Below are 11,637 nucleotides of genomic sequence, written 5' to 3'. Positions count from 1 at the left end.
ATGATCCTGCGCAAGCTGCGGCTTTTTTACGCCCTGATTCTCGTCGCTTTGCTTGGCTTCGAAACCGCTACGCCGTCGGCAGCGTGAACTCATTTGCCGAGCAAAATGAATTGTTCAGGGCCGACTATGTAGCCGGTTTGCGTTAACGCCGTGCTTGAGCGCGAGTCCGGCAACCGAAGCGCCCGGCTCAAGGCATGCCTCTACTAACTTGCGTTTGGCCTGTCGATCAAATCGCCGTTTGCCGTCGCGGCCGACGCTGACGACCTTCAAACCGGTCGCTTCTGAGTGTTGTTCTGTCATCGAAGGTGCCCACTGAAAAACAGTGGACATAGCCTGCACGCTTGGCTAATTGAGTGCCACAGCGTCGATTATTGAGCGCTTACTCTCTTCCCACGGGTACCCGCGTCTGGCTGGTGGCTGGCGTCACCGACATGCGCTGCGGATTCCAAGGGCTGGCGGCGAAGGTGCAGACGGGCTCTGGCTTCTTGCGAAACGGCTTGAGCGTGGTCGTTTCGTCGTATCCGCCCGAGAATCCCCGTAGTAGCGAGTGCCGCCGATTTCGCGGAAACTTCAGTACTGCCGGGGAGAGTGGTTGTCGGCGGCACCGATACGTGGCGATGCCGTCGCGTTGGGGGGATCGTGTGCGCGACGACGGACTACCGCCGCGGTACTTCCCGGGCGTCGCAGTAGAAGCTCAGGGTATCGTCGTCTTTGATCTTGACGTGCCAATCGCCGACACAGTACTTGGCGTCGGAGAATTTCTCCCGCCAGCGATTCGAGAGCTTGCCGATCCAGTCACGCGCTTCCGATGGCATCTGCGGCGAGGCGGCCATCTGCTGCAGCATCTGCAGATAAGTGGGGGCGCCGCGAGGGGCGTTGGCCGCGACAAGCGCGTTCCAGATCAGCACCACCAGCTTATATATCTCGCGCACCACCGCGATCGGCGTCTCTTCAGTGATGGCTTCGGAGAGAAGCGGCTCGCCGAAGTCCAGGATCGTCTCGGAGATCTTGCGGTCAGGCTTGCCCGCGCTTGCTTTACTCATCGTGTCGTTCCGTTTGCGCAACCTCGACTCAATGCCGGGTCGCCGAGGTCGCAACCGGCAAGGACGCCGTCGACGCTGCGGCCGATGTCGACCCAGCCACACCAGAGGGCTTCCAGTTGTACGGGGCCAATTCCTCGATCCGGTTGACCGGGTGGTCGTTGATTCGCCCGAGCACGTCGCTCAGGTAGTCGTATGGGTTGATATCGTTGGCTCGACAGGTCGCCAGTATGCTGTAGAACACCGCCGCGGCTTTGCCCCCGGCCTCGGAACCGAAGAATAAATGGTTCTTGCGCTTGCACTCCGGATCAGAGCACCGCTTGCCGGCGGCGGTCACGCCCGCTTGTGCAGCAAAAAGAAACCACTTCGTTTTTTGTTATCGGTTGCGTCTGTTCAGCTGGGAATTCTAGGTGCGTTTAGATTTGCGCATACGATTCTCCGGCAAGGCCGACAGCACCTGTCTGGTGATATTGGACCCAGTTCTAGCGGGTAGCCCACTGTTCTTCACACGGCGTTTTCCCGCCCCCCAACCAGTAAGCGCCGACGTCGTAGTCCGTCACCCCGGGCGACTCGGACCTATGAATCGAAAGCTCAAATTTGATAGCGCCCTTGCAATAGTCATTAATCCGCAACAGATTCATTGAGCTATATGAGTCAAATTTTTTCCATCCATTCTTCAAAAGCTCCCTATCGTAGAACTGCGCAACAACGTTGTCCCCGCCCTCGGCCCTCAAACGTTTCCGAGACCATGCGTTTGCATACTTTTCGCCGACAGATTTCTCCAAGACGCGGGCACCCGGAAAATCCTGTATAGCACTCGCCTCCCTTACAACTATTGGGTAGTAGTAAGCATCGCTATGGGTGTTGGACGAGTCGTTACATCCGGAAAAAAATCCCGCAACAACGCCAACACCCAAAAAAACGATCCACTTTCCCATACGACGTCCTTCCTTATATCTGCCCTTGAGTTACATCGGACCAGCAGGTAACGGTGCAGCATTATGCGCGGGCCGTGTCCATGGGTACGCAACCCCGCCCGGAGAATACGACGCCCCCGGTGTCCCAATGCTGAGAATCGTTGCTGTCCCATTCCCTGGTGACCACCCTTCCCCACCGCCAATTGAAACCGGAAGCCCTTCCGGCGGCCGGACGATCAAGCCTCCGCTATAGCTTAATCCGTTCAAATACGAATCAATATGAAATGGTTGAGGATTCGTCTGATTCAACCAAATCAAATTTATTGCAAAGCCCCTCGAAATCGGATTGGGAATATTAACGTTGATCATCGGCCCGGCAAACGAATTACCGTTTTGTGTGTCGAACGCCATAGACCCAGCCGCCATCATCCCGCCCCCTTGGAACTGGATAGCATCGGGAAATCTTACACCCAAGGACACTTGGTCAGCGTTTGCCGCGTCTGCTTGCAGCATCGTTTGCAATAGCTGGGTGTTGCACGGCTGACTCCCGTCGCCACATGCAGCTGCGAAAGCAGGCCCACTGAATGGGTTCAATACGCCTTGCTGACCCGACTGGCCCTGCTTGGCGATTTGTAGACATGTGTCGTCGTTCGCCGCGCAGTTGTTCATGTACTCGTTCGCAGCGGCCGTCACAGCAGCCTGCGGATTTTGTCCGAGCAACGCAGCCGCTCCACCTGCTCCTAGCGTGTCCAGTCCCGCCGAAATCGCCAGCGTTGTATTCACGCTGCCGCCCGCCTGAGCAACCGCGCTTGTAATCGGCGCGGCAGCCATTGCCGACACCGCTCCCCCAATGGCCCCACCAACACACCCACTCCCCTGTGCTGCCGACATAGCACAGCCCAATACCGCATGACTTCCCACGTAAAGCGGATTATTGGTATCTGGGTTTCCATTCTGGTCGTGGAACTCCGTCCCGATCGCCGAAGCCCCGATCGCACCAAGATCGCTTATCGCACTGCCTTCCAGCGCCTGCCCGAAATTAGCCCCCTCGAGCGCGCTTTCCGCAGTCGCCGTCACCACTCCACGCTCGATCACGACCTTCACTGCGTTGCCGACGTCGGCCAGCCCAACCGTTCCGTTAGCGAGTTTGCTTCCGAATTGCTGCAGCGCTTGGCTGCTGGCGCCCATTGCCGCGAAAGCACCTGCCGTAATAGCGCCAATCGCCCCAGCCTGGAGCACTTGCCCCAAGTTCAGCCCCTGGCCCGAGGCGACCTGGCTCACCGCACTGCCAACCATCCCACCCAACGCCCCAATCAACACCGAGCCCACCGAGAGCTGCGTCATCACCACGCCAAACGCAGCCGCTGCCGCTCCCGCGGTAATGATCGATGCCGCGATCGCCAAAGCGGCCACCACGAACATCGGCAGCCCGCCGCCCTCCTTCACGAAATCGGTGTGAAGATGGTCGCTCAGCGTCGTCTGGGTAAAATCGCCGCCCAACTGCTGCTGAAGCGCGGACAACATTTGTTGCGTACCATCCTGATCGATGGTGCCGTCCGCGCTCAGCTTCTGAAGTGCGCCGCCAACCTGGTTCAACGTCTGCACGTTGAAATCCATATTGGCCGCGCTCATGAAGCCGCCCGGCTGTACCACGGTGCCGGTGGTGTCGACGTAGCCGCCCTTGACCTTCGACCAAACCTGGCCGATATCGACCTGATTCGCTTGGTTAGTGAGCGTGTTCGTATTCACGGTCAACGTGTCGGTTGCCGTGATGCTGCCGGTGTTGAGTATGCTGCCGTTGCCGTCCTTGTCGAAATTCAATGTGACGTTTTGGCCTTCGATATTCCCACCCGCCGACATCGCCGTCGTGTCGGTCGGAAGATAGACCTGCGGCATCAGCGCGGTAATCGTCGGGCACGTCGCCGCACCCGCCGCTTTGCAACTCGGATCGGGCACCGTCTGCTCGACATACCAAAGCATCGGCTTATCTAGATCATTGATCTGCTGCTGGGTGAGAGCCTCGCCAAGCTGAAGATCATGCGACTTGGCATAGTCAATCGCGTTCTGATACAGGTACGCTTTCTCCTGATCCGTAACGGACACGTTGTTCTTGCTGTCGTACGCCAAGCCATCGACAAAGCTCGTCTTCCCCGTTTGCTGCAGCGCCGCCTGTTGCAACAGCAGGTCTTCTTCCTGCGGGTTGTAATAGAACAGCGTCGAATTCGGCTGCAAGTTTGCCGGCAGATTGCTCAGCAAATCTTGCGGACTGACCAAGGCCATTGCCGGGGTGCCGATCGACGTGTCGACGTACGTGGCCTTGCCCGCGACCGCCACCGGCAAGGAACCTGTCCCCACCGCGCGCGGCATCGACAAGTTCAACCCCGGAAGGTCCACCGGGCTCAACGAAATAACCTGCGACGGCTTCTTCACAGTCGGCGTATAGGTATTCGCCGTCGTGATGCCGTTGATGAGGCGTTGCCCCGTCAACGAGACATACGTTCCGAGCACGTTCCCGACGTTCTGGATCTGGCCGTTCGACGAAATCGACAGATTCGGCGCCTGAATCGTTGCGGCAATGTTGCCCACCGGCTGCGGCGGGTCGATGGGGCCACCCGTGTTCGTATAGGCGCTCCCATACAAGGCCGTACACTCCGCAGCCGATCCGCACGCCCAGATTTCATGGCGCTTGTCGCTGCTGAACATGCCGGTTTCCTGCACCCAGTGCGAATGCCAATAGGCATTCAGCGTCTGCGCCTCATTAACCACGGGACCGGTGACATTGATCGTCGCACTGTTACCTGCGGCGATCAAACTGCCGATATTGGTCAAGCTACCCGCGTTGATTTGCAGGCTGTTCCCCGCGCTGATCACCGACGAGCTGCCTGACTGCTGATCGACGTATCCCTCGCAGTAGCTCTCCTTGTAGCCGCCAGCAGTCATACAGCCGGAATATTGCTCCTTAGAACCGTAGTTTTGATGCACCGTAACAGGCGGCGGCAAATTATTTGTTATCGCGCCGGACACGTTCAGCGTGATGTTGTTGCCCGCCACGATGTTGCCCGACGTGTTGTTCAGGTTTTGCGCCGGCGTGGTCGAGCTTGCAGTCGATCCAACGCCGCCAATCACGATGTCGTGCCCGGCGAGCAAGTTGCCATCGGTATTGTTGATTTGGCCTGCGGCAATCACCAAGTCGTGGCCGGCGTAAATCGTCGCGTCATCCTGACTGTAGCTGAACGTTGTCGTGTTCGGGTTGGTGCCGCGCGGCGAGCCGCCGGTGCCACAGGCAGAGCTTGGTACGCCGGAAGCGCATCCCACCGATGACGAATAGTTCTGTTCGTTACCACCTTGGTTGGTCAGACTCGCAGCGCCGATCAGCACGTTATTGCCGGCGTATAGCAGTCCAGCGTTGACGAGATTCCCGCCGTCGACGGTCAGGTTACTGCCTGCGGCAATCAGGCCCGTCGGAGTGGACCAAGCGACGGTCGAGGTGGACGTCGGCGCAACACCCGCCCAGAACGGTGCAAAGCCCACAAGGTTCGAAACATACTGCGGACCGGAATAAACTTGTCCACCAATGAGCCGAGCCCCTGCCTGCACGAGCGAGTCAGGAACTGCGCCGACACCGTTGGAAGCCAGCACACTCAAGAACGCAGTCAGCTGGCTTTGATCGACGGTATCAGTGATTCGCGTGGTGACGGTTGGCGCAACAGCCCCGTTGCTCAAGGATTGAACGTTCAGTGTGACGTTGCCGCCCGCGCCAATCTGGCCGCCCCGATTCGAAAGCGAGTTGGCAGTCAGTACGATAGAACCACCGGCGGAAATTACGCCTGCTGTACCAGGCTGCTGAGTGACCGTCGTTTCATAGACAGTTGGTAATGTGAGCGTTATCGAGTTGGTCTCGCCCGCCATGTGGCCGGTTGACGGCAACCAGACGTTACCGTACACCGGCGTATCCCATTGGGAAACGGTTCCGACCTGCTTATAGACAGCCGCAAACGTGATGCTTCCCGTCCCCACAACTGGGGTCGATGCTTGAATCGAGCATGATGGACAACTGTTGTACGCACTCGGCGAGGAAAAACCATTCTGCGAGCCTGTGGGTGATAAGAGATCGCCGAGGGTAAACGTCCTCCCCACCTGTTGATCTAGCTCGCTACCATCGCTCCCAGTCGATACGGATACCCATGTGTTCTGCCCAATAACAGCGGACCACAATAGATCCGGATTGCTCACCACGGTCGTCGTGGTAGCCGTCCCCGTAGGTGCCGTCTGATCGTTGACCACGGCAGCCGCATTAATGGAAATGTTGTTGCTGGCGAAGATGGAGCCACCGGTGTTCTGCAACGTGCCGCCGAGGTTGAAGCTGATGTTTCCTTGTGTCTGTGTCGTCCCGGCTTGGTTGTCGTAGTTCCCACCGGTTATATTGACGGTGCTCGTAGCTTCAACGGTTCCGCGGTTAGTGATGTTGCCATTCAGCGTCAGCACATCGTCGGCGTGCATCACCGCATTGGCCGAGTTATACAGCGTCCCATTGAAAGTCACGTCATTCCCGGTGACTTGCCCAAGGTTCGTCAACGTCCCCCCCGTCGAAATCGTCAGCGGCGCCGTGCCCGTCATCGTCCCGCTGTTCGTGATACCGCTTAGTCCATCGATGAATACACTTTGTCCGCCATAGCTCCACGTACCCGCGATATTGATCGTCTGCGCCGTGATCGACAGTTGCCCTCCCTGATTCACGGTCCCTTGGGAGGGATCGAGCGCCGCATTGACCGCGCTCAAACTAAGATTTCGCTGAGCGAGGAGTTGTCCGCCCGCGTTGTTGAACGCGCTTCCGCCGCCGCTGATCGTTAGTGACAGGTCGCCTGTCGTCGGGCCGTTCGGCGTGCTCGGGTCGCCGGCAAAAATAATGCCGTTCTGATTGCTCAACGTTCCAGCATTGATTGTCAGCGCCGACAGGCCCAACAGCGAGCCACCGATATTCGTCAATGCACCCGCGACGTCAACGGCCGTTGTGGCGCCATTGACCAGCCCGGCGTTCGTGAAGTTAGTCGCGCGAATCGTCGTGGATCCCGTCGATGCGAACGACGCATTTGCAGCATTCGTCAAATTCACTGCGGACACGGAGAGGCTACCGCCAGCGAGCACATGGCTCGCGTTGGAGAACGCATTTTGCGAGGCGAGCGTCGCCTGGCCAACGACATCGATAGCACTTCCTACGAGCGACAATTGATTCGACGCTTGCACGTTCAACGCGCCGCCGACGATGGCATTGCCCAACGTCACATTCGCGCCGGTGACTTGCATATTTTTCGTTGCAACGAGCGTTGCCTGGCTCGCGTCGACAGCGCCGCTGGCGGAGACCGTGACATCCTTCGAGCCGCTGGCCGAACCGCTCAGCGTCACATTGCTGCCCGAAAGCGCGAGTTGCCCTGCTACGACGCTCGTTCCGCTCAGTGTCAAGGTCTGACCGGCGGTCAAAGTCGCGTCGCCGTTGCTCGAGACGCCGGCGATCGATACGTTGCCGCTGCTGCCCGTGATGCCCACGGCGCCCATCGACGAAATGCCGCCGGATACCGTGGAGTTCGTCGCGGCTTGGATCTGAACGTCGCCACCGCTTTGCAACGCGCCGGCAAATGTCACACTGCCGCCGTGCGATGTCGCATTGATGCTTCCTACCGCCGTCGTCGCACCGAATACCGTATCCGTGCCGGCGGTTGCGAGTAGCTTTCCGGCGCCGTCGATCGCACCCAAGGTGATACCCGCGCCCGCATTGAGCGTGATATCGCTCCCGAACGTCAGGCTTGCTCCACCGGCAATTGCACCCGCTGCATTGATGTTCGCGGTACCGAGCCCATACAGCGCTCCGGTCAAAGTCGTCGCGCCACCTGAAGTCAACGCCGTATTGCCGTTCACTAAGCCGCCTGCAAGCGCAAGCGTACCGCCGGCATTGGCGTTCAAATTCCCGACAGCGGACGTCGTGCCCGAAACGGCAATATTGCCTATCGTGCCGGTCAAGGTCGCGTCGCCGCCGGCATCGACGGCGCCGGTGACCGACAGGTTGCGGCCCGCCGTCAACGCAAGTTTGTCGCCTGTCGATATGTCGCCGCCGACCGAAACGTCCCGCGCGGCGGAGACACTCGTGGTTCCGCCCGATCCCACCAGGGCGGAGACAGTTACGTCGCCCGCCCCATTTGCGCCGAGCGCGCTCAAGGTCAGCGCTCCGCTCGCGAGGGCTGCGCCCAGCGAAAGCGCATTGCCTGCAGTCGCTTTCAGGTTGCCGTTCGTCATTGCGACGCCCGCAACAGCAATATCGCCTCCGGCGTTCATCGTAAAGTCGCCGGTGGCGTTTGCCGTGCCGATCGAGACATTGCGCATCGCGCCTATGTCCATCGTTCCGCCCGATGCCAGAGACCCCACTGCGCTGACATCGCGGGCCGCTTGCAATGCAAGCGTGCCGAACGCGGTTGCCCCGCTTCCGAAGGTGATGTCTCCTGCGCCACTGCCTCCGCCAGCGGTGATGGCCAGATTTCCGGTCACTGCCTGAACGCTACCGAAGCCCGCATTGTTCGAAGCCGTGGCGGTTACGCTCGCACCCTGCAGCAACCCCGTCAACGCGATGTCATGCCCGGACTGCAGCACGATCGCTTGCGCGAAAGCCGCCGATCCCGCGCCGGTTATATCTCGACCGCCCGTCAACGAACCCGAGCTCTGCCCTGCCAACACGCCAGTCAATCGAACATCACGTCCCGCTTGCGCCGTCACGCCTCCCGCGACGGCAACATTTCCTCCGAGTTCCGTGTCGAGTCCGCTAGTCGCGTTTAAGGCGCCAGCGGAGGTCGTGGTACCGGACAACGTCGCGCTTCCGGTGACTGCCGTCACGGTGATGTCGCCGACCGTCGTGGTGCTCCCGCTCATTGCAACGTTGCGTTGCGCGGTCAACGCCAACGATGCGTTGCTACCCACCGCCCCTGTCACGACTACGTCGCGCGCGCCATTGACCAAAACGGCTCCTGCGGCGCTCGTCGTCCCGGTAATAGAGGCATCGCCGTTGCCAAGCAGACCGTTCGCAGTCAATGTCAGCGTTGTGGAAGAGACGGCGCTGTTCAGCGACGCGTTATCTCCGCCTGTCACCGAGATGGCGTTGCCCTGCAACGAGCCGGAAAGCGACACATCTCGTTGAGCGGCCAGCACGGCCGCGCCCGTGAAGGCTTGAGTGCCGGGCCCAGCGATGTCGCGTCCCGCGTTGACAAATCCGTTCGCTTGACCAATGAGGGTGCCGTTGAGGAGCGCGTCACGCCCGGCGTTCAGCGTTGCGTCTCCAATTGCGGTCGTACTCGTCCCGAGCACGATGTCGAGCCCCGCCGCGACCCCAAGCGTTCCGCCGCTATTGATCCCCCCGGTCGCATTGACGCTGCCGAACTGCGACGTGATCGCCATGTTGCCGTTCGACTCGATCGCCCCGGCCACACCAATGTCGCCCCAGGCCCCCAAAGCGGCGGTCGTCCCGGCTGCGACCTTGCCGGCGCTGCCGACGGTCATTCCACCCGTTGCCGTCGCCGTCACGGAGCCGGCCGCACCGACCACCCCGTTCACCGTCAAATTGCCGATGGCCGAGTTGCCCGCGCTCAGGCTAACGTTCGAAGCCGATTCGACGTTGTTGACCGTCGCGTTTCCTCCGGCGCTAGCCACGATGGTCTGGCCTTGGATCAGCCCACCTTGCGCGATATCGGCGCCGGCATTAAGCGTGGCAGCCTGGCCGAACCCAAGGGTTCCCGCGCCGCCGATGTTCCGGCCCGCAACGATCGTCCCATTGCCGAGACCGTTCAACGACCCGGTCACGTTGACATCGCGTCCGCTTTGCAATGTGGTGTCGAGCGCGACCGTCGTCGCTCCCCCAAAATTGACATCGCTCCCTGCCAGCGCCGACAAGTTGCCATTGCTATTCAGCGAACCGGTCGAACCGATCGCGCCGCCAATTGCGGTCAGCGTCGCATCGCCGGCTGACTGCAGCGACCCGCTCACGCTTACGTCGTTACCGGCCGTCAGCGATGTCGTCGCACCGCCTGCGAGCGCGCCGGTCAGGTTGAGATTTCCCGCAGCGCCCAATGCGATCGTCGAACCGGCCTGCACATCGTGCAACGTGCTGTTGCCGCCCGAGCTGGTCCGAATTGTCGCACCCCGCAGCGACCCCGTGAGATCGGTATCGCCGAGAGAGCTCACGCTTGCATCTAGCCCGAACGCCCAGGCAGCCGCACCGGAAATCGCGCCACCTGCGCTCAACGTCCCGGTGCCCTGCGCGACGACAGTCCCGTTGGCAACGAGGTTCTGCCCAGCCGTCGCCGACAGGTTCCCGAGTGCCGACGTCGTGTTCTTCCCGAGGTCGATCGACTTCGCGGCATTCATCGCCAAGTCAGTGCCTGACTCCACCACGCCGGTATTGCTCAATGAGCCCGACGTGCTCGGAACTGGCCGGGAGCCAGTTGAACGTCGACATAGCTGACTTGCCCCGTCGTGAGCGCCACGTGCCCTGTATTGACGAACGACCCGCCATTGACGGTGATTCCGTTCGGATTGGCCAACACTACGTTCGCTCGCGAACCGAGCACGGTGATGTCGCCCGCGATCAAGCTCGGGTTCGTGCTCGTGACTTGATTGACGATCGTGCGGGCGTTCGCGCTCGTGTTGTCGAGCGCAGCGCCTGCCCGGCCGACGTTGAAACTCGAATAAGTATTGCTAGAAACGCCGTAGACGGACGGCGCGATCGCAACGGTTTGCCGACCGTTTCCGGCCGTCGTCACGACGGTATGCGTGCCGCCATCGGCAACGATGCCCGGCGCGGCGCTCGCATGCGCAGCGCCCGCGAGCAGCATGGCCCGCACCACAACCTTGCCAACGTACCGGCCGGCGCGCGACGCTGACGCTAGTCGCGATCGTACGGCCTCGCCCGTGAACCCCGCACGGTGTATCCGCATTTGCATTGGTCTATTTCGCCGGTGCGTCTTTGCCGCTTTAATAGCGGTCTCGCGCACGGCATTCTCATTGATTATCTAGCGCACTCCGCCATAAAACGACAATGGCGGCACTCCTCGGAACAGCGGAGCGGATCGTATCAAAGATTCCACCGAGGAATCCATTTGAAAAAGCTATCGAGGATTACGAGCGGGATGTGGACCCTAATCGTGGACGGGCAACGCACCCGAGCGTGAAAGGTACGGGGCGCGCGGGTGACCCGACGGCGAATCCTCACCGGCACGGCGATTGAAGCCGAACAGGCGGTATCGGGGCGAAAGGTTGATACTTTCTTTAGTAATTCATTTTCATTTCTTTTAACTTTCATTCATCAAGTAATTTACGATTTCAAGACCTGTTGTAAAACCCCATCGGTTTGGCAGGCCGAAATACCGCAAACGTTTGCTCCATTCGTTCGCTCAAACTAGCTGAACCTCAGCGTCGTCGCCGAAACGTCATGCCGCGCCACGCCTTTGCTCGATGCGCGGCCTCGCATCGCCGCCGAAGGGAAGCTTGCAAATACGTCAGAAGCCGCTTCAAAAAGCGCCGGCGGGGCTGTTGGCCCGCTCGCCATCCTGTTAGCCTTGGCCGTCGTGACCGATGCGCCCACGGCTCGGCGGGCGCCCCATCCGATTCAGCGATACTTACGAACCGTCTTTTAGACTTTTAGC

3 protein-coding genes and 2 pseudogenes are annotated in these 11,637 nt (G+C 60.2%); all 5 read right to left on the bottom strand.

Annotated features, from left to right (window positions below; all coding sequences use genetic code 11):
• Positions 1-129: 129 nt before the first annotated feature.
• Positions 130-300, bottom strand: a pseudogene (locus tag QQS38_RS23535) (transposase); the annotation flags it as partial.
• A gap of 356 nt (positions 301-656) precedes the next feature.
• The gene (locus QQS38_RS23530; protein ID WP_479647748.1) at positions 657-1,043 is read right to left on the bottom strand and encodes a hypothetical protein; all 387 of its coding nucleotides are present in this window, start codon (positions 1,041-1,043) and stop codon (positions 657-659) included.
• A 28-nt stretch (positions 1,044-1,071) separates the two neighbouring features.
• Entirely contained in the window at positions 1,072-1,377 is a 306-nt protein-coding gene (locus QQS38_RS23525; protein ID WP_479647747.1) for a transposase domain-containing protein, read from the bottom strand.
• A 145-nt stretch (positions 1,378-1,522) separates the two neighbouring features.
• Positions 1,523-1,978, bottom strand: coding sequence for a hypothetical protein (locus QQS38_RS23520; RefSeq protein ID WP_479647746.1), 456 nt, complete (start codon positions 1,976-1,978; stop codon positions 1,523-1,525).
• Between the two features lie 1,317 nt (positions 1,979-3,295).
• Positions 3,296-10,827, bottom strand: a pseudogene (locus QQS38_RS23515) (two-partner secretion domain-containing protein); the annotation flags it as partial.
• Positions 10,828-11,637 lie beyond the last annotated feature (810 nt).

It is taken from the genome of Trinickia sp. Z7, assembly GCF_056498045.1.
Note: the sequence above shows the minus strand (reverse complement) of the source record. Positions and strands in the feature narration are given on the sequence as shown.